The 17,665-nt window shown below is 72.4% G+C and carries 19 protein-coding genes; 6 read left to right on the plus strand and 13 right to left on the minus strand.

Going from position 1 to position 17,665, the window contains the following annotated elements; translation table 11 throughout:
• Positions 1-254: 254 nt before the first annotated feature.
• Positions 255-695, minus strand: coding sequence for a hypothetical protein (locus tag ACZ58N_RS19645; RefSeq protein ID WP_471161247.1), 441 nt, complete (start codon positions 693-695; stop codon positions 255-257).
• 212 nt (positions 696-907) lie between these two features.
• Positions 908-1,564: a hypothetical protein gene (locus tag ACZ58N_RS19650; protein ID WP_471161250.1), complete on the minus strand. Its 657-nt coding sequence runs from the start codon at positions 1,562-1,564 to the stop codon at positions 908-910.
• 14 nt (positions 1,565-1,578) lie between these two features.
• On the opposite strand from ACZ58N_RS19650, the gene ACZ58N_RS19655 reads away from it, so the two are divergent.
• Positions 1,579-1,881 (plus strand): heavy metal-binding domain-containing protein, encoded by a 303-nt coding sequence (locus ACZ58N_RS19655; RefSeq protein WP_471161252.1) that lies wholly within the window; start codon positions 1,579-1,581, stop codon positions 1,879-1,881.
• Positions 1,882-1,990: 109 nt separating this feature from the next.
• Here the strand turns inward: ACZ58N_RS19655 and ACZ58N_RS19660 are convergent, their stop codons facing one another.
• The 4 genes from ACZ58N_RS19660 to ACZ58N_RS19675 form a co-directional block, all read right to left on the minus strand.
• Entirely contained in the window at positions 1,991-3,502 is a 1,512-nt protein-coding gene (locus tag ACZ58N_RS19660; RefSeq protein WP_471161253.1) for an oxidoreductase, read from the minus strand.
• 225 nt (positions 3,503-3,727) lie between these two features.
• The gene (rpsR, locus tag ACZ58N_RS19665) at positions 3,728-3,964 is read right to left on the minus strand and encodes a 30S ribosomal protein S18 (protein WP_471161256.1); all 237 of its coding nucleotides are present in this window, start codon (positions 3,962-3,964) and stop codon (positions 3,728-3,730) included.
• 75 nt (positions 3,965-4,039) lie between these two features.
• The gene (locus tag ACZ58N_RS19670; RefSeq protein ID WP_471161258.1) at positions 4,040-5,191 is read right to left on the minus strand and encodes a CobW family GTP-binding protein; all 1,152 of its coding nucleotides are present in this window, start codon (positions 5,189-5,191) and stop codon (positions 4,040-4,042) included.
• Positions 5,191-5,436, minus strand: a complete 246-nt coding sequence (locus ACZ58N_RS19675) for a type B 50S ribosomal protein L31 (protein WP_471161261.1) — start codon at positions 5,434-5,436, stop codon at positions 5,191-5,193. Before ACZ58N_RS19675 ends, ACZ58N_RS19670 begins: the two co-directional genes overlap by 1 nt.
• Before the next feature lie 173 nt (positions 5,437-5,609).
• Here ACZ58N_RS19675 and rpmB point away from each other — a divergent pair, with 173 nt between their 5' ends.
• The 3 genes from rpmB (at position 5,610) to rpmF (ending at position 6,496) form a co-directional block, all read left to right on the plus strand.
• Positions 5,610-5,846: a 50S ribosomal protein L28 gene (gene rpmB / locus ACZ58N_RS19680; RefSeq protein WP_471161264.1), complete on the plus strand. Its 237-nt coding sequence runs from the start codon at positions 5,610-5,612 to the stop codon at positions 5,844-5,846.
• A complete protein-coding gene (gene rpsN / locus ACZ58N_RS19685; RefSeq protein WP_471161267.1) occupies positions 5,846-6,151 on the plus strand; it encodes a 30S ribosomal protein S14 in 306 nt (101 codons plus the stop codon). Before rpmB ends, rpsN begins: the two co-directional genes overlap by 1 nt.
• 174 nt (positions 6,152-6,325) lie before the next feature.
• Positions 6,326-6,496, plus strand: coding sequence for a 50S ribosomal protein L32 (rpmF, locus tag ACZ58N_RS19690; RefSeq protein ID WP_471161269.1), 171 nt, complete (start codon positions 6,326-6,328; stop codon positions 6,494-6,496).
• Between the two features lie 75 nt (positions 6,497-6,571).
• Here the strand turns inward: rpmF and ACZ58N_RS19695 are convergent, their stop codons facing one another.
• From ACZ58N_RS19695 to ACZ58N_RS19720, 6 genes are all read right to left on the minus strand, one after another.
• Complete coding sequence (locus ACZ58N_RS19695; protein ID WP_471161272.1) at positions 6,572-7,210, minus strand: histidine phosphatase family protein; 639 nt, start codon at positions 7,208-7,210, stop codon at positions 6,572-6,574.
• 237 nt (positions 7,211-7,447) lie between these two features.
• Positions 7,448-8,347 carry a hypothetical protein gene (locus ACZ58N_RS19700; RefSeq protein WP_471161274.1) on the minus strand — a complete coding sequence of 300 codons (900 nt, stop codon included), beginning with the start codon at positions 8,345-8,347 and terminating at the stop codon, positions 7,448-7,450.
• On the minus strand, positions 8,344-9,357 hold the full coding sequence (locus ACZ58N_RS19705; protein ID WP_471161277.1) for an SPFH domain-containing protein: 1,014 nt from the start codon (positions 9,355-9,357) through the stop codon (positions 8,344-8,346). Before ACZ58N_RS19705 ends, ACZ58N_RS19700 begins: the two co-directional genes overlap by 4 nt.
• 125 nt (positions 9,358-9,482) lie before the next feature.
• Positions 9,483-9,998 carry a carbonic anhydrase gene (locus tag ACZ58N_RS19710; protein ID WP_471161280.1) on the minus strand — a complete coding sequence of 172 codons (516 nt, stop codon included), beginning with the start codon at positions 9,996-9,998 and terminating at the stop codon, positions 9,483-9,485.
• Positions 9,999-10,258: 260 nt separating this feature from the next.
• Positions 10,259-11,449, minus strand: coding sequence for a M20 family metallopeptidase (locus ACZ58N_RS19715; RefSeq protein ID WP_471161283.1), 1,191 nt, complete (start codon positions 11,447-11,449; stop codon positions 10,259-10,261).
• A complete protein-coding gene (locus tag ACZ58N_RS19720) occupies positions 11,446-12,939 on the minus strand; it encodes an MFS transporter (protein ID WP_471161285.1) in 1,494 nt (497 codons plus the stop codon). Before ACZ58N_RS19720 ends, ACZ58N_RS19715 begins: the two co-directional genes overlap by 4 nt.
• Before the next feature lie 313 nt (positions 12,940-13,252).
• Between ACZ58N_RS19720 and ACZ58N_RS19725 the strand changes: the two genes are divergently transcribed.
• Positions 13,253-14,248 carry an Lrp/AsnC family transcriptional regulator gene (locus tag ACZ58N_RS19725; protein ID WP_471161288.1) on the plus strand — a complete coding sequence of 332 codons (996 nt, stop codon included), beginning with the start codon at positions 13,253-13,255 and terminating at the stop codon, positions 14,246-14,248.
• 172 nt (positions 14,249-14,420) lie between these two features.
• On the opposite strand, the gene ACZ58N_RS19730 is transcribed toward ACZ58N_RS19725, so the two are convergent.
• Positions 14,421-16,241: a solute carrier family 23 protein gene (locus tag ACZ58N_RS19730; protein ID WP_471161290.1), complete on the minus strand. Its 1,821-nt coding sequence runs from the start codon at positions 16,239-16,241 to the stop codon at positions 14,421-14,423.
• A 467-nt stretch (positions 16,242-16,708) separates the two neighbouring features.
• Between ACZ58N_RS19730 and ACZ58N_RS19735 the strand changes: the two genes are divergently transcribed.
• Positions 16,709-17,440 (plus strand): helix-turn-helix domain-containing protein, encoded by a 732-nt coding sequence (locus tag ACZ58N_RS19735; RefSeq protein WP_471161293.1) that lies wholly within the window; start codon positions 16,709-16,711, stop codon positions 17,438-17,440.
• The last annotated feature ends 225 nt before the right edge of the window (positions 17,441-17,665 follow it).

The following is a 17,665-nucleotide window of genomic DNA, read 5'->3' on the forward strand; positions in this document are numbered from 1 at the left end:
CGCGACGCGGGCCGCCGATCGGACGCCTCAGCCGTGGGCTGAGGCGAACGTAGCCGGACCGTTCGCTACGACCGGCAGAGCGCCTCCACGGCACGAGCCGACTTCACGCAGGCGCCCGTACCTCGCCCTGGCTCAGGGCCCGTGGCCGGCCGGGGCGCCTTCCTCTTCCCAGGTCCGGGCGCGCGGGAAGAGGAGTCGTCATTCGACGCGGCCACGGTGAGGCCTCTCCGCGCGTATGCGCGGGTTCGTCCCGGTCAGCGGCGGCCGGTGGCCAGCATGACGAGGAACTGGCCGCCACCCGGCTCGATGGCGGCGGTCACCGGCAGGCCCGGTACCAGCCGGGAGAACCGGTCCACCAGCCAATCCGCCGTCTCCTGGGCGTCCTTCTTGGTGGGACAACGGCCCACCATCTCCCGGCCCCCCTTTCGCTCCAGCCTCTCGGCGACGGCGATCAGCGGAGCGGGTTCGACCACGTAGAGGCGATCCGGCCAGGCGATGACCGCCTTGACCGCACCCTTGCGGGTATTGCAGCCGCGGTGCGCGAGCCGCTCGGCGACCTTGGCCTTCCGGTCGGCGGTCCGGCTGTCGACGCTCGGCCCCCGCGGGTCGTTCACCGACTCGTCGGGGTCGACCGGCTCGTCACACACCCAGCACCGCCAGCCGTCGCGTTCGGCCACATCATCAAGGAGACTCATCCGAGCAACCTAGCCTGCCCCGACCGCCGCACGCGCACCCGGGCCCCCGGGTCCTCGATCGATCCGCCGCCCTCACGCGGAGGGCGACCGGACGGCCGTACGGTGAACGTCGTCGGGCCGAGAAGCCGGCGGCCGGTGCGGGACCGCCCGGACGACCGCCCGCAGTACGTCGTCGGACGCGGACGGCGCGCCGACCTCACCGTCGGGGTCGTTCAACGCCGCACCCGGTCGACGTTCCATTCCCGCGGGAGGACTCCGTCGCAGAAGACGCAGAAGAAGTCCCCGTCGCGAACGATGTTCAGCCGGTCGCAGGCGGGACAGCGCCGGAACACGACCTCGTGGGTGAAGTGGGGAGGATGTCCGATCCCCACCACGTCCAGCGCCTCGGCAACAGCCGGCCACGAGTCGATGTCCGGGCAGTATCCGGTCGACTGGTTGCTCACCTCGGTGACCAGCCACCGCCCTGCCCCTCCCCGGAAACTGATCTCCCCGGCGCCGAGGACGCGGCCACCGCCGGCACAGACCACGTGCTCGCTCCGGCGCGGCGCGAGGCGCAGCGTCCCCGCCCGGTCGATGACGTAGGTTAAGGGTTCCGCCAACTCCGCCGCCGTCAGGGCGGAAGCCCAGTCCTCGAAGTCGGCCGCCGCGCGGATGCCTCGGCCCTCGGTCCCCGGCCGGACCAGGGTCCGCAGATCGGGCGGGCCCACGTACTGATAGCTCCGCCCTGGTGAGTTCACACCGGCCAACCTACCCGGCCGCCCGTCCACCTCGGCTGCGGCCACGTCCTCGGCGCCGACGGCGGCGCATCCGCCCGTGGAGCCCGCGAGTTCGGCTTCGACGGGCCGCCGTCGATCGCATGTTCGGTACACGAAAGAATGGTGCGATGGACAGGAAAATGCAGAAGGAAATGGACGAGAGGCAAAGGCGCGAGTGGGCCGCGCGTGAGGCCAGCCGTGGCTTCTACAGCGTGACCGTGCCCGCGCCGCCCGACCCGCACACGGCGCTCGGCGTCGTCGCCGGATACTGGCGTCACAGCGTGATGGAAGCGGTGGAGAGCATGCAGATCGAGGCCCGCAAGCTTGGCGCGGACGGTGTGCTCGGTGTGTCGATCGTTCCGGACTCCGGCTATGGCGGCGCGCGCTTCGTGGCCTACGGCACTGCCGTCCAATGGGCGCAACCCGAGTAGCCGGACATGCGGTCGCGGAGCGATCCGGCCACCCCGCAGGACACTTCACCGGGAGTTCCCGGCCGCCGCTTCCAGCACTCGGCCGCTTCCGGCACTCGGCTGTCGGGCGCTAGTTCTTCTGCAGGGTGCGGGTGACACCGGCGATGACGGCGGTCGTGAGCATCCAGCCGGAGACGATCAGCAGGTAGGCCAGCCCCTGGAGGCCGTCGTGCGACCAGTACCACCCCGCGCGCTGTCCCAGACCACCGATGGGGATCAGGAGGTCGAGCGTGTAGACGAGGGGTTGGAACGGGACGCCTTCACCCGGCTTCACGGAGCTCGGGGAGCCGGCGCCGAAGGCCAGCGTGCCCAGCAGCGTCAACGTCAGGAGCCAGACGCCTGCCAGCCACGGCCGGTAGCCGTAGCCGACGGTGACGTCGAGCAGGTGCCCCCACGCCCGTGCCGGCAGGGACAGGGTGAGGCGTCGGTGGCGCTGCTTGGCCAGGAGGACGCGGCGGGCGTCGTCGTCGTGGCCGATCCGCCGGTACCAGAGCGCGAGTTGTTCGTACGGCTGCGGTGCATAGCCGGGATTCCGTCGGACCCAGGCCAGGCGACGGGCGACCTCGTCCCTGACCGGTGTTCCCGTTCCGCCCGCCGATGACGCGGCTTCCCGGAATCGGATGGAGCCGTAGGTGAATCCTTCCAGGAGCACCCTCTCGGGACGGCTCCGCTCGCTGTCCTGGCACCACGCGGCCTGAACGAACCGGAGGTCCACCAGCCCCGCGGGGGGCACCGCGGTTCCGTAGTCGAACTCCCCCACCTGCATCGCCCCACAGTCCAGGGCTGTGCCGTCCCCCTCCAGACGGGCTCCTTCGAACGTCAGCAGACCTTCTATTCGGGCCCTGCGCAACCGCACGCTTCCCGACGCGGTGAACCCCTCGGAGCAGTCCACGGTCGCGGCCGTCACGTCACCGGCGGCAAGTGCGACGCCACCCGTGTTCTCCAGCCGTGCGCCCTGCAGGAAAAGGCCGTTGAGCAGCCGTGCACCGGGCAGCCGGAACCCGCCTCGGGTGGTGAGCCGCCGCGCGAAGACGCTGCCGTCCAGGACGAGGCCACCCGCGAGCACCGCCCACTCCCCCGGGCTTGAGATCTCGGCGTCCGTGAGCACGAGGTTTCCGGCCATACGGACGTTGACGAGTACGAGGGGGCCACCTTCGACGCTCGACCGCCTCAGGTCCAGGTCGCCCTCGATCCGCGCGAGTTCGGCATCGACGCCCGGGACCCAGCTGTCCGTGATCTCGATCGTGCGGGTCGTGGCTCCGTGCAGGCGCACCGCCTCGTCCAGCCGGCAGCCCGCCAGCGAGAGGGTGTGGCGGATCTCCGCCCCGGACAGGTCGAGGCGGCCGGTGACGCGCGTGCCGGCCAACCGCAAGGCGGCCACGCCACCGGCCCGATCGTCGTTCGCGCCGAGCAGCAGCTCCGTCACCACGGCCGCGCGGACCGTGCGTTCGGGCCCCCACCCCGCACCCGAGGAGGGAGCGTCCGCCTCGGGCACGCCCGTACGCAGATCAACTCGGCGCCCTTCGGGGAAGGCGTCCCACAGCTCGCGCTCCGGCGGGGTCAACTCGTCGTATGACAGCACCCGTGCAGGATAATGATCTCCGCTCCGGGGCGTGCGCCAACCAGGAGATCGTCCCGGCCCGTCAGGGGGTCGAGGCGCTCTCGTCACCGGGGGCGGCGATGACCTGACCGGTCCAGGTCCACGGTTCCCGGCGTGGATCCCAACTCACTTCGACGGCGCCGCGACGAGCCTTCCGGGCAGGCGACGGGACCCTCGGCCCGGGTGCGCCGGTGGAGGCGGGTGGGGTCACCGACCGGGGTAGGGCAGGAGTGCCATCTCGCGGGCGTTCTTGATGGCGGTGGCGAGGGCGCGCTGCTGCTGGGCGGTCACCCGGGTGACGCGGCGGCTTCGGATCTTGCCGCGATCGGAGATGAACCTGCGCAGCAGGTCGGTGTCCTTGTAGTCGATGTACGTGATCCCGGCTGCGTAGAGGGGGTTGGGTCGGGAGGTGGTGGGCTTGCGGAGCTCGGTGCGTCGGGCCACGGCGGTTTCTCCTTGCGGGTGTGTCGTTCGTTCGCTTGCGGGTGTGGTGTGCGGCTCGTTCGTGCGGGGTGGTGGTCAGGCCGCGTCGAGGAGGGAGTCGAAGGCGGGGGTGAGGGCCTTCCACCCCGCCGGCCCCGACGCGTACTCCGCGTCGGTCAGCAGGCAGGAGTCGAGGAGGTGTTCCAGCCCGTCGCGGTCCAGGCCGGGCGAGGTGAAGACGAGGTGCTGGCAGCAGTCGCCGTGCTCGGGGTCCCAGTCCAGGGCGGCTGCCGCCCGGCGCACGGGCGGCACCATCTCCCAGGCCGCGTCCGGCAGCGATGCCAGCCAGGGCCCGGCGCTCTCCACGCACAGCGCCCCGCCGGCGGCTTCCCAGGCCAACAGGGTGTCCGGGCGGTCGGCCAGCCAGAACCGGCCGCGGCTGCGGGCGGCGGCGCAGCACAGGTCCTCCAGGGCCTGATGGAGCCGTTCGGGGTGGAACGGGCGCCGCCGGTGCCAGACGAAGGTAGTGACGCCGGCCTCGTCCGCATCCTGGGGCAGGAGCGCGCAGGCCGGATGTTGGGCGGCGGCCGCGGCCTCGACGTCGAAGCCGGCGAGAGCGGCTCGGACGAGTTCGGCGGAGGCTGCCGGCAACCGCCTTGCCGTGGCGTGGAGTTGGGCGAGCAGTGCGTGGTCCTCGTCGTCCGCCTCCTCGCTGTCGACGACGGCGAGGACGGGCGCGTATTCCAGTTGGCGGGCCCAGGTGTCGCCGACGGTCCGCCGGTCGGTGGGCGCGGCGGCGAGTCCGGCTTCGGCCAGGTCGTCGCCGTTGGCGAGGTACGGCAGGACGAGCGCGGGGTCCACGGCGGTGATCACGCTCGTCACGACCAAGCGATCCGCACCGTGCACGGCGATGACCTCCGCCATGGCCGCCGGTTCGACCGAGTCCCACAGTTCGACGACGGCGAGCCGGGTCGTACCGCCGTCCGCCAGCCTTTCCAGTTCGGGGACGAGGTCCTCGCGCAGTGCGCAGCAGGCGCAGTCGTTCACCAACGGTGTCTCGTCGCTGGAGATGGGCCCGGCGTCGTCGCGGACGAGTCGGAGCACGGTGCCGGCCGGGGCCGACGTCAGGTCGTGGTGCAGGGAGACGCTTCCGGTGACGGACCGCAGGAGGTGGTCGACGACTTCCTTGCGGGCAGCGGAATGGAGCCCGGCGACGATCGCGACGGGGAGTTGGTGGTCGTGCCGCATCAGCGTGCTCCGTAGCGGCGTTCGAAGCGTTCGACGCGGCCCGCCGTGTCGAGGGCGCGCGCGGTGCCCGTGTAGAAGGGGTGGCTCGCCGAGGAAATCTCGACGTCGACGAGCGGGTAGGTGTTTCCGTCCTCCCAGTGGATGGTCCTGTCGCCGGTCATCGTGGAGCGGGTGAGGAACGCGGTGCCGGTGGCGGAGTCGCGGAAGACGACGGGCCCGTAGGCGGGGTGGATGCCGGGCTTCACGGCGGGAACCTTTCGTCGATGCGGGTGGGGGTCGGGGTGCGGAACCGGTCCTGGTGGAGCGGTGCACCATCCGGGCGGGGCCGTGCCCTACTATATGGCAACGGTTTTCATTTCCAACAACTCTCCCGCCCGGAGCCCCGCTCACAGACCCACGCAGAGAGGACCCACCACCCATGGCGGCACACTGCCAACTGACCGGCGCCAAGCCGGGATTCGGTAACTCCATCTCCCACTCCCACCGGCGCACCTCGCGCCGCTTCGACCCGAACATCCAGCGCAAGCGCTACTGGCTTCCCGGTGAGGGCCGCCACGTCCGCCTGACGCTCAGCTCCAAGGCGATCAAGACCGTGGACACCATCGGGATCGAAGCGGCCGTGGCCCGCATCCGCGCACGGGGTGGCAAGGTCTGATGGCGAAGAAGAGCACGATCGCGCGGAACGAGAGGCGCAAGGAGGTCGTCGAGCGCCACGCCCACCGTCGGGCCGAGCTCAAGGAGATCATCCGGCGCCCGGCGGCGACCCCCGCGGAACGCGAGGCCGCCCGGGCAGATCTCCGCCGACAGCCGCGCGACGCCGGCGCCACCCGGGTGCGCAATCGCGACAGCGTGGACGGACGCCCCCGGGGCTACCTGCGGACGTTCGGCCTCTCCCGGGTGCGCATGCGGGAGCAGGCACACGCCGGGTTCCTGCCGGGAGTGACCAAGTCCTCCTGGTGAACACCCCCTCCCGGCCGCAGGTACTCGCGGCCGGGAGGGCGCACCGAGCGCCCCCGAGCGCCCGGGACCCGGGTACTCCATGCCCCTCACAGGCACATCAGGCACACCAGGTGCCCGTTCCATCTCCCCGCGCCCTCCCCCTCACCTCTCCCCCACCTCATCAAGGAGTTCACGATGGCCGTTCCGAAACGGAAGACGTCCCGCAGCAACACCCGTCACCGCCGCGCCCGGTGGAAGGCGATCGCGCCCCAGCTCGTTCCGGTCACGATCGACGGATCGGTCCACCAGGTCCCGCAGCGTCTCGTGAAGGCGTACGAACGCGGCCTCGTCCGTCCCGAGGGCTGATCCCTTGACCTCGCACGACCGGCTGCCGGTGACCGTCCTCCCCGACTTCCTCGGCGGCGTGGCGGCGGGAATCGGTCAGCCGGCCGTGGGGTCGAGGTGCCGGGTGTCCCCAAGGCCGACGACGTGACGGTTGTGGAAGAAGTCGTCCTCGCGCAGTGTGGTGATGCTCCCGGACGGCGCCCGGAAGGCGACGTATCCGGCCGACTCGATCGGCATCCTGATCCAGGACGCCACCACGTACGTCAGGGAACCGCCGTGGGTCACGATGACCTGGTGCTCGCAGGGGCGTCGCAGGATGTCGTCCATGGCCGCGTAGACGCGTCGTGCCCACACGGCCTTGGTCTCGGCACCCGGCACGCCCTCGTCGTGGTCCATACGCTCCCCGACGGCCGGCGGCGGGACGAACCGCCGGTCGAGCCACGCCTGCGGCCTGCCACCCGCCTCGCCGTATGACTTCTCCCGCAGCCTGCGGTCCAGGACCGCTTTCACACCGAGCGCTTCGGCCACCTCGTCGGCCGTCCGCACGGTGCGCCGCAGATCCGAGGAGAACAGTTCCACCTCGGCGTCCTCCGGGATCCTGGCCCGCAGCGCCCGGGCGATGGCGACCGCGGCGCGGACACCGGCGGGCGTCAGCCGCGAGTCATGCCATCCGCCGACGACTCCCTCGACGTGGTGCGTCGCCTCCGGATGGGTGACGACGTGGAGAGTGCGCATGAGCGTGTGCCTTCCGATGGGCGGCGGCCGCTTCCGCCGGGTTGCGAACCGCAACCGTGGCAGGGGGCGTTCAGCGCCATCAAGCGGATTCTTCGGACCTTGCTCGGGTGCCGGCGCGGTGACAGGCCTCGGCGCGGCCCGTCCGGGCGACCTCGTGTCCGCTTCGGGGCGGGATCCGGGGCGGGATCCGGGGCGGGATCCGGGGCGGGCCGGCCGCTTCCCCCGCCCCGGGGGCGTTCACGTCACAAGATGCAGTGAGGTGGCCGCGATGCCCAGCCGTACGCTCTGCCCCCAAGTCAGCTCCAGGGCGTCGGCCTCCATCCCGTCGCCGAAGACCACCATCCGGTCCGACTCCACGGTCAGCCGGAGGCCCTGGCCTCGCCCCAGCTCACCGGCGACCCTCGTCGTTCCGGTCGTGGGCGAGGGCCAGGCCTCGCGCACGAACCACAGGAGCCGACGGTCACAGGGTGCGGGCAACCCGGCGGAGCTGCCGCGCTCCAGCCACAGGGAACGCAGCCAGCCCGTGGCGCCCGTGCCCGTGCCCACCAGCACGCCCGAGGACGCCTGGGCCTCGCTCGGGCCCGTTCCGTCGTCCGACTCCAGTCGGTAGCGGGCCGTCTGGTGTCCGGGCGACCCCAGGTAGATCTCGTTGAGCGCGAGGAGGCGCTGGGTGTCGTCGGCGACGGCCTCGACCATGGTCAGTTCCTCCGCCCGGCCGCCGGCGGCGGTCGCCGCGTGCAGCAGGGCGGCCGTGTCGCCGCAGCGGTGACGGACCAGGACGCCCGGGTTGCGTCCCGGGTCGGTGTCGATGCCCACCACCGGCTGACCGTGCAGGTACTTCGCCGTGTTGGCCACAAGCCCGTCCTGGCCGACCACGACCACCACGTCCTCGGGGGCGAACAGGAAGCGGTCCAGATCCGCCCGCTCCACCCGGGAGCTGCGCCAGGTGAGCGGCACCGCCGCCGCGACCTCCCGCAGGGCCTGCTGCGTGCGGTCGTGGCGGCGCACCACTTCGTCGATCGACCTGCCCCTGCTGGAGAGGAAGAACGCGGCCTGCCCGTGCGTCCCGTGCCGGGCGAGCAGTTCCTCGTACTCGGACCTGCGGTGCACGACCACGGCCCGCGGGGCCAGGCTCACGCGCCCGAGCCGCCTTCCGGGCGTCCGAGCCTGGTGAGGAGGCCGGTGAGGACGTCGGGAGACAGCGTGACGCTGTCGATCCTCGGCAGGTTCTCGGCGAGCCGGGTCACCGCCAGGGCGTGCAGCGTCGCCGGGCCGACCTCGTCGTGGACGCGCAGCCAGGCGGCCTGGGCTTCGGCCCGCGCCGCGCCCGTCTCGCGCGCCGCCTCCGCTTCCGCGCGGGCCAGGCGGACCTTGCGGGCCGCCTCGGTCTCGGTCCGTACGCCGTCCGCCGACGCCTTCTCCTCGGCCTCGCGCCGGGCGTTGGTGCCGCGCTGGTCGATCAATTCCTCCTCGCGCCGCGCCAGTTCGATCTGGCTGGCCAGCTCGTTCTCGGCGATGGCACGCTCGCGCTCGACGGCGACGGCCCGCCGCTCGTAGGTGGCCCGGTCCGCCTCCTGCTGGATCTGCTCGCGGGCCGGGGTCCGCAGGGCGCGCTCCACCTCCGCCTCGGGGCGGATCGCCACGACCCGCACGGCCACCACCTCGATGCCGGTGGCCGGGAGCCTGGGTTCGGCGGCGAGACCGGTGGCGACCTTTTCCCGTACGGAGGCGACGCCGTCCACCAGGGCGACGGCCAGCGGGGTCCGGGCCAATACGTCGAGGGTGTGCTGCTGGGCGGTCTCGGTGAGGAGGGTGGCGATCTGCTCCAAGGGGGCGCCGCGCCAGCTCCCCGTGTCCGGGTCGACGGAGAAGTCGATCCGGTCGGCGGCCTCGGCCGGGTCGCTGATCCGGTAGGTGACGGTGGCCTGCACCGCGACGTCCTGGAAGTCGGACGTACGGGCATGGAACGCCATCGCCAACTCTCGGTCGTCCACCGGCACTTCGGAGAGTGCGGCCGACAGCGACCGGTACCAGAAGCTGAGCCCCCGCCCGTCGTGGACGAGTCGGCCGCGCTTGTGGTGGCGGATGTGCGTGGTGGGCGCGGAACGCAAGTGACGCCAACCGAAGCGCCGCGTGATGTCGGCCATGGGAACCCCCTCATTTCGTCAACACGACGATAACCAGTTCCGGTCATATCGTCAAGGGGACGAAAAGGGTTCCTGGGCGCTCCGCCGACCGTCGAACCGGAATTCCGGGGTCGCCGGGTTCGCGGTCACACGGGGAAGAACGTGCCGGTTCCGGGTCGGTAGCAGGTCGTTTCTCCGGTTTCCAGGTCGTGGTACCAGCCGTGCAGCCGTGGGCGTCGCGGGCCGCCCGCGGCACCGGCCACGTCGGGGTGGGCTCCGATGACGGCGAGTTGCCGGGCGACGTGGTCGTGTCCCGCTTCCCGGCCGTCGGAGCCGGTGGCCGGGATCTCCGAGCAGTGGGAGTGCCCGAGGACGACGACGTCCTTGATCGTCGGGGTGTGCAGGGCCTCCGCGAGCAGGCGCGCGGCGCCGGCGTCGACCGGGTCCTTCGGGTCGGGGACGGAGCCTCCCGGGGTGCGCAGTTCGAAGACCTCCCCGGGAAGGGAATCGATGATGAACGACGGGTGCAGACGGGGGTCGGTGCAGGCGATGATCAGGACGTCGGGATGCGGGCGGCGGGCGAGGGCGGGCAGGTGGATGCCCGCCGTACGGGCACGGCGGCGGTAGCTGCGGGCACCGGCGGCCAAGCGCAGCATGGCCATGGAACGTCGACCCCTGACGATGCCGCGGGTCACCGGAGCCCCTCTGCGGGGGTGGCACGGTCGACGGTGACCGGTCGTCGGGCGGGCTGCCCGGGGCGGGGAGCGCTGTCGTCGGATCGCTGGATCGGGCTTGGTACGGGGTGCATGGCGGCGTCCGATGCTGGATGGCCCGGGCAGGGCGTGACCCGGTGCCCGGGCGACCGCGGGAGCCGGTTGCCGGCCCACCGGTCATGGCGAGGAGTACGGGAGCTGTGGGTCGGTCAGTGGGCAGGTGTGCCGGGGCGTTCGGCGCGTCGGGTCAGGAGCCGGGCGCGGTGGGCGGGGTCGGTGGCGATGGTGATCGCCGTCCAGGCCATGGCGAGCCCGCCGTCGAGGACGGCGCGGTCGGCGGCTGCGGTGGTTCCGTACCGGGTGAAATCGGGGTGGTGCATGATCGTGTCGCCGCAGTCGTAGCCGATCGCGGGGTGGATGGTCGGTACGAGGTGCGACACGTTGCCCATGTCGGTGGAACCCCCGCGCAGGTTGGGGTCGGTGGGCGGGACGGTCCGGCCGAGGGCCTGGGCGGCGTTCCGGTAGGCGTCGCCGATGGCGAGGTCCTGGCGCAGGTCGGCGTAGTCGTTGCCGACCGTCTCCAGGGCGAGCTCGGCGCCGGTGGCCAACGCTCCCGCGTCGAAGCAGGCGCGGACGCGGGCTCGGAGTTCCGCGAGCTCCTCGGCGGTACGGGCACGGCAGTCGTACTCGGCGCCGGCGTGGGCGGGGATGACGTTCGCGGCGTCACCCGCGGAGGTGACGATGCCGGAGACGACGGCCTCGGGGAGCATCTGCTGGCGATGGGCGGAGATGGCGACCTGGGCGATCATCATGGCGTCGGCGGCGTTGACGCCGCGGTGGGGCATGGCGGCCGCGTGGGCGGGGACACCGGTGTAGGAGACCTTGAGGCTGCTGATGGCCAGTGAGGTCATGCCGACCGCGTCGGCGGGTGCGGCGTGGACCATCATCGCGGCGGCGACGTCGTCGAACGCGCCCGCCCGGATCATGTCGACCTTGCCGCCGCCGGACTCCTCGGCGGGGGTGCCCAGCAGCTTCACGGTGATGCCGAGTTCGTCCGCCAGGGGGGCGAGGGCGAGGGCTGCGGCCACGGAGGCGGCGCCGTTGACGTTGTGCCCGCAGGCATGGCCGATACCGGGCAGCGCGTCGTACTCGGCGCAGATGGCGATGACGAGGTCACCACTGCCGGCAGTGGCGTTGATGGCCGTGGGCAGGCCGTAGGCGCCGAGCTCGGTGGCGAAACCGGCTGCTTCGGCAAGACCGGCGATGCGGCGGGCGGAGCGGTGTTCCTCGTAGGCGAGTTCGGGGGTGGCGTGGAGGTCGTGGCTGAGGCCGAGGACGGCGTCCTGGCGGGTGGTGAGGAACGCGCGGGCCCGTTCACGGGGTGCGGTGGTGGCGATCACTGGTGCTCCTTGCCGTCCGCGTCGGTGCCGCGGTCGGAGCTGTTGCTGTTGCTGTTGTCGCGGGTGCGGTGGAGGAGGGCGAAACCGGCTCCGAGGAGGGAGACGGCCGCGCACAAGGTCCAGGAGGTGGTGTACGCGCCGAGGCCGGGCAGGGTGTCGCCGGCGGGGGTGTGGGCGGCGGAAACGGTCAGGACGACGGCGGCCCCGAGGGACCCGCCGACGCTGATCAGCAGTTCGTTGATGCCCGAGCCGACCGATGTCTGGGCGTGGGGCACGGCTTCGACGGCGAGGGTGCGGGTGGAGTGCTGCAGGAAGCCGATGCCGATGCCGGCCAGGGCGTTGGCCGCGATGAGCACGGTGGCGGAGGCGTGCGCGGCGGCGGAGAGGGCGTAGCCGACGGCCATGAGGGCCGATCCGGTGCTCAGGGTGGCCCGGTCGGTGATGCGGGCGGCGACGGCCGGTGCGAGGAGCGCACCGAGGGCGATGGCGAGGAGGTGGGGGAGCATGGCCAGGCCGATGCCGAGGGGGTCGAGGCCGAGCCCGTAGCCGGCTTCGGTCCCGGTGGTGCCGTAGAAGACGGGGTTGGCGATCTGCAGGCCGAACAAGCAGAAGCTGAAGGTGACGGTGACCAGTGATACCACGACGACGTTGCGTCGGCGGAACATGGTCACGTCGATCATCGGGTGCGGGACGCGCAGCTCCACGGCGATCCAGGCAGCGAGGACGACCGCGCCGCCGATCAGGAGCGACCACAGGCGCGGGGCGCCCCAGGCCCAGCCGGGTGACCCACCGAGGCCCAGCCCGAGCATGATCGCGACGAGGGCGGCGCACAGGAGGAGCCCGCCGACCCAGTCGATCCCCCCGGCGTGGTGGGTGGGGGTTTCGGGCAGCAGGGGCAGGCTGACGGCGAGGGCGACGGTGACCGCGAACGCGGGGACCCACAGCGCGCCGGCGGGGTTGTCGATGCTCGCGGCGACGGCGCCGCTGGCGAACAGACCCAGCGTCATGCCGGCAACCAGCGCGGCGACCATGACGCTGATGCCTCGGCGGCTCTCCGCGTCACCGGCGCCGGGCCGGTTGCGGAGGATGCCGACGAGGAGCGGGAAGAAGCCGGCGATGGCGCCCTGGAGGATCTGTCCGGTCAGGAGCGTCGCGAAGTCACGGGCGAGTCCGACGAGGAGGGAACCGACGAGGACGAGGACGAGGTTCCAGCGCAGGATCCTGCGGTGGCCGTGGAGGTCTCCCAACCGGGACAGGACGGGCGTGAAGACGGCGCCGGCCAGCAGGTTCGCAATGCTGATCCAGTTCAGGTCGGCGACGGTGATGCCGAGCGCGGTCGTCAGGTTCTTCAGCAGCGGGGAGAGGAAGCCCTGGATGACGCCACTGGACAGTTCGACGACCACGACCGACGCGATGATCGCGGCCGCGGGCGTGGGCCGGGGCGCGCGGGGCGCTGACAGGGCAGGTGGGGGCGCGTCGAGGGCCGTCATACGTATCACTTTCAGGAGGCCGCGCCTGGGGGGACGCGAAGCGGGGATGGCCGATCCCGCCCCGGCGGTCTCAGGCCTCTCGGGCCCCGGGGGCGGAATCCGCACCACCATGACGCCGCACATCCGTGATCACGGCAAGATCTGCGCCGGATGTCGGTGGATGCCGGCACAGGAGGGCCGCGGGCGGCGGAATTCGGCACGGGGCCGTCGGTCGGAGGTGGGAGCGGGCGCGCCGCCGCGGGCAGCCCGTGGCAGGTCGTACCGTCGTTGCGCGCCCCGCACGGCGTTGTTCCCGATCGGCAAGGAGACCTCGATGTCCCGATCAGCCCCGGACGCCGTCCCCGACATGGGTGAGCCCTTGGACGCACTGGACCACGGAGTGCTGCGCGTCCTGCACCGCAGGCCGCGCGCCTCCTACTCCGAGGTGGCCCACGCCTTGGGGGTCCACGAGCGGACGGTCGCCCGTCGTCTGGAGCGGATGACCGGCACCGGCCAGGTCGGCTTCGCGGCCGGACTGATCCCCGAGTACCAGGGAGAGGGCATCACCGCGGAGGTCGCGGTGCGGTGCCTGCCCGGACGGGTCCATGAGGTCGCCGTGGCGCTGTCGGCGCTGGATCAGGCGAGGTCGGTGGAGACGTCCACCGGTTCCCTGGACGTTTTCGCCGAGCTCCACCTTCCCGACCACGAGGCGCTGCTGCGGCTGGTGGACCGGGTGCTGGGGCGGATCGAGGGGGTGGCCGACATCCACACCTCGCTGATGCTGCGGCTGGTGCTGACCGCGAGCGACTGGGCGCCGTACGACGACGAGCCGACGGCCGTGCGACAGTTCGCGGTCGAGGGCCGGTCGCTGCCGGAACCGGTGGAGGTCGACGAGCTGGACCGGCGCCTGGTGGACCTGCTGCACCGGGACGCCCGGCTGTCGACGGCCCATCTGGCGCGGGAGCTGAACGTGGGCGAGACCACCGCCCGGCGGCGGCTGGCGCGCCTGATGGACTCCCACATCCTGCACCTGCGGTTGCACGTGGATCCGGCGTTCCTCGGCTATCCGGTGGAGGCCCGTTTTCGGCTGGGTGTGCCGCACAGCCGGCTTGAGGAGGCCATGCGGCTGATCGCGGCGGAGCCCGCGGTGCGCCAACTGATGGTGACTTCAGGGCAGATGAGCGTGCTGGGCTACTCCAGCCATCGGAACCTGCGGGACTTCCACGACTTCGCGGCGCGGGTGTTCGCCCAGCTCGACGTCGTGACCTCGTCCGACATGGCCCTGCTCATGAAGACCTACAAGCGTGCCGGGTTCCTGACCGAGGGGTGAGTGACGCGTGTCCGCCCGGTGGATGCCGCACGGACCGACGCGTTCGGGGTGCGGTGCGCCACCGGGCCCGTCGCGGGAGCGGCCGAGCGCCTCCCTTGGTGTGGTCGGGAGGCGCTCGGCCGGACCGGCTTGTCGGAGCCGGTGGTACCTGATGTGCTCGGACGTGCCGCGGCTACCGGATACCGCCCTGAGCGGGGCCGGGAGGCGGGGCGTCCCGGTGGTGGTCGGGGTGGCCCGCTCGGGGGTACGGGGAACGTGCGGCACGGAGGGGGTGCAGGGGGCCGGGGAAGCTGATGCGCCCGTGGTCGGCCGGGTCCGTAGGCGGCTCGGGCGCCGGCGCGGGGGCGGTGGCGTCGGACGTCGGGACGGGAGGGGCCGGTTCGTGGCCGACCAAGTCGCCGCCCGAGGGTGGGAAGGGGACGGCCGTGTCGGCGAAGCCGGTGAGGTGCGGATCGTAGGCGGGCCAGTCGCCCGGCACCGGTGTCGGACGGGCCGGTGGCCGCGGATGTCCCCCACCGGGAAGGGGCTCGGCCGCGGTGCGGAAGGCGGACCGGCTCCTGCCGGGCGGCGCGGCGTGCGCCGGGGGGCCGCCGAGTCCGCGGCCTTGGTCGAGGGTGACGTGCTCGACGGGAATCCGGTCCAGATCGGCTTCGGTGCCGCGCCCGAGGTGGTTGAGGACGTAGTTGAGCAGGACTGCGACCAGGCAACCGGCGGTGATGCCGGAGCCCAGCACGGTGGCGAGCGGGGACGGCAGGCGGGCGTAGAAGTCGGAGCCGGTGATGGGGAACAGCCCGAAGGCGAGGGTGACCGAGACGATGAGGCTGTTGTGGCCGTTGCTCAGGGAAGCCTTGGCCAGGGTGCGTGTTCCGGCGACGGCGACCGAACCGAAGAAGACCACGCCGGCGCCCCCGAGTACGGGCAGGGGCACCAGGGCGACCAGCGCGCCGAGGACGGGGACCAGTCCCATGAGGACCAGGATCGCGCCGCACAGGGTGACCACGTAGCGGCTGCGGATGCGGCTGAGCGCGACCAGGCCGACGTTCTGGGCGTAGGAGGTGCTGGTGAACGATCCCAGGACACCGCCCAGGACGGTGGCCAGCCCTTGGGCCCGCAGGCTTCCCGTGATGGTGCGGTCCTTGGTGGGGCGGCCGGTCACCGCGCCGAGCGCCAGCAGCGAAGCAGTGGATTCCATCATGGAGACGAGCATGACAACGATCGCCGTGGCGATGACCGTGGGCACGAACCGCGGGGTGCCGAAGGCGAACGGCTCGGGCAGGGCGAACAGCGCGGCCTCACCGAGGGGGTCGAGGTTCACCTTCCCGAGCGGTACGGCGATCAGGGTGCCGGCGAGCATGCCGAGGAGGATCGCGATGCGGCCGAGGAAGCGTCCGGAGAGCGCCCGGTGGATCAGCAAGGTGACGGCGAGGGTGGCGGCCGCGAGCGCCAGGTTGGACGGTGAGCCGAAGTCGGGGGCGTCCGGCTCACCGCCGCGGGCCCAGACGCCGGCGACGGGGAGCAGGGAGAGTCCGACGAGGGTGATGACGCAGCCGCTGACCACGGGCGGGAAGAACCTGACCAGCCGGCAGAAGGCGGGTGCCAGCACGAGGCAGGTGATGCCCGCGACGAGGGTGGCACCGAAGATCGCGGGGAGGGCGCCGGCCCGTCCCTCGGTGGCGGCGGTCGCCAGGGCGGGGGAAACGACGGCGAAGGAGACACCGTTCGTCAGCGGCAGCCGGGCGCCGATGCCGAACAGGCCGAAGGTCTGGGCGATGGTGCCCAGACCGGCGACCAGGAGGGCGGCGGCGAGGAGTGCGGAGAGTTGGGTGGGGGTCAGGCCGAGGGCGCTGCCGATGATCAGGGGTGGGGCGGTGAGGCCGGCGTACATGCTGGCGACGTGCTGGAGCGCGGCGGGCACCAGCCGGCGGGCGGGCAGGATCTCGTCGACCGGGTGCGGGGGTGCGTCCGGTGTTCGGGCGGAGGCGCGGGGCGACAATCTGGGTCCTTGGGACACCGCCCGCCGGACCTTCGCGACCGGGGGCGTGCGGATGGGGGTGTGGCGGCCGGGACGGGGGACGGCCCGTCCCGTCGATGCGGTGGCGGCGGTTCACGGGGTGGGTAAATCCAGCCACCACCAGATTTCACATCACGGAATTCTTTTTCCGCTGTGGACGGGACGGGACTCTAGGTAGCCGCCCGGTCGTTCGTCAACTCCCCCAAGCCGTAAGGGCCTAGCGGACGCAACTTTGGAGGAACTGCCGAAGCCGGCCTGCCGCCGCTCCCCCGGACGGGGTGGTCCTCGGGCACATAAGCCCAGGCCATGACGGTTCTTCACGCCACATAAACAACAGATGCGCCCTCACCACGCTCACGGACGGGCACGTTCGGGCCGGCACCTGAGGGCCGCCGCGAGCCCGTCCGATCGCTTGGCGGATTCCCGAACGGTCCCTACGGTGTGCCGCTATGCCTTCCGCAGACAATCCATCCACGCTGCCCCCCTTCGACCCCTCGCGTGCCCGCGCCGTCCGGCAGCAGCTCGGTCTCACCCTCGGACAGGTCGCCTGGGCGGTCGCCGCCTACCGGGGTGCGCCCCTGCACCCCGAAACCCTCCTGGCGTGGGAGTCGGGCACGGCGGTTCCCGACGAGGACGAGGTCAAGGGGCTTGCCGCCGCACTGTGGTGCTCACCCGTCGCCCTGGTGGGCGAGCCGGCCACGCTCGCGCAGTGCCGCACCGTCGCCGGTCTCTCACCGGGCGAGACCGCGGCCCGACTGGGCATGACGCACACCCGCTGGGAGGAGGCCGAACGGCACAACCGCTGGCAGGGCACCGCGGCGCAGACCGGCGCCCTCCTGCGGGTCCTGCGACCGCCGCCGTCCTGTTTCGTGGCCGTCTGCGGCAGAACGGAACAGCTCAAGGTCCTGCTCCGGGAAGCCGTTGCCAGTTGGTGGCCCACCTACGTCACGTCCGTCGCCCGCCTCGTACCGCTCGACCCCGCCGCGATCGGCTCGGCCCTGGAGCGCCTTCACCTCGGCTACCAACATCTGGACCAGGCCACCGGCACGTCACCGCGCGCGGCGGCCGAGGCCGAGGCACGGGCAGCCGCGTTCCTGGAACACGTCGACCTGCACCTGTGGCACGCGCTGCGCACCCCTGCCGACACCGCCCGATCCGACCGGGACCACCGCGACTCTTGACACCCGGTGTCCGTTCGTGAACAACTGGGCCGACTCCGCCGGACGGAGCGCCGCCGGCCCGCATGGGTGGACACATGCGCCGCGGCCGCCGCAAGGACCGCAGGAACGCCGCCGGGGACACAATCCCCGCCCCTGCCGCTCCTCGGCCCCGCTCCCCCCGCTCTCCGGCACCCGCAGCCCCCGGCCTCGACGGCCCGAGCCGTGCTGCCGCCGTACCCGCCCCGC

It is taken from the genome of Streptomyces sp. NPDC040432, from assembly GCF_055595445.1.

What these genes read in the sequence shown, in the direction of transcription:
- ACZ58N_RS19645 (WP_471161247.1), bottom strand. Translation starts at nt 695, where the DNA reads ATGAGTCTCCTTGATGATGTGGCCGAACGCGACGGCTGGCGGTGCTGG.
- ACZ58N_RS19725 (WP_471161288.1), top strand. Translation starts at nt 13,253, where the DNA reads ATGTCCCGATCAGCCCCGGACGCCGTCCCCGACATGGGTGAGCCCTTG.
- ACZ58N_RS19720 (WP_471161285.1), bottom strand. Translation starts at nt 12,939, where the DNA reads ATGACGGCCCTCGACGCGCCCCCACCTGCCCTGTCAGCGCCCCGCGCG.
- rpmF (WP_471161269.1), top strand. Translation starts at nt 6,326, where the DNA reads ATGGCCGTTCCGAAACGGAAGACGTCCCGCAGCAACACCCGTCACCGC.
- ACZ58N_RS19695 (WP_471161272.1), bottom strand. Translation starts at nt 7,210, where the DNA reads ATGCGCACTCTCCACGTCGTCACCCATCCGGAGGCGACGCACCACGTC.
- ACZ58N_RS19705 (WP_471161277.1), bottom strand. Translation starts at nt 9,357, where the DNA reads ATGGCCGACATCACGCGGCGCTTCGGTTGGCGTCACTTGCGTTCCGCG.
- ACZ58N_RS19655 (WP_471161252.1), top strand. Translation starts at nt 1,579, where the DNA reads ATGGACAGGAAAATGCAGAAGGAAATGGACGAGAGGCAAAGGCGCGAG.
- ACZ58N_RS19670 (WP_471161258.1), bottom strand. Translation starts at nt 5,191, where the DNA reads ATGCGGCACGACCACCAACTCCCCGTCGCGATCGTCGCCGGGCTCCAT.
- rpmB (WP_471161264.1), top strand. Translation starts at nt 5,610, where the DNA reads ATGGCGGCACACTGCCAACTGACCGGCGCCAAGCCGGGATTCGGTAAC.
- ACZ58N_RS19735 (WP_471161293.1), top strand. Translation starts at nt 16,709, where the DNA reads ATGCCTTCCGCAGACAATCCATCCACGCTGCCCCCCTTCGACCCCTCG.
- rpsN (WP_471161267.1), top strand. Translation starts at nt 5,846, where the DNA reads ATGGCGAAGAAGAGCACGATCGCGCGGAACGAGAGGCGCAAGGAGGTC.
- ACZ58N_RS19710 (WP_471161280.1), bottom strand. Translation starts at nt 9,998, where the DNA reads ATGGCCATGCTGCGCTTGGCCGCCGGTGCCCGCAGCTACCGCCGCCGT.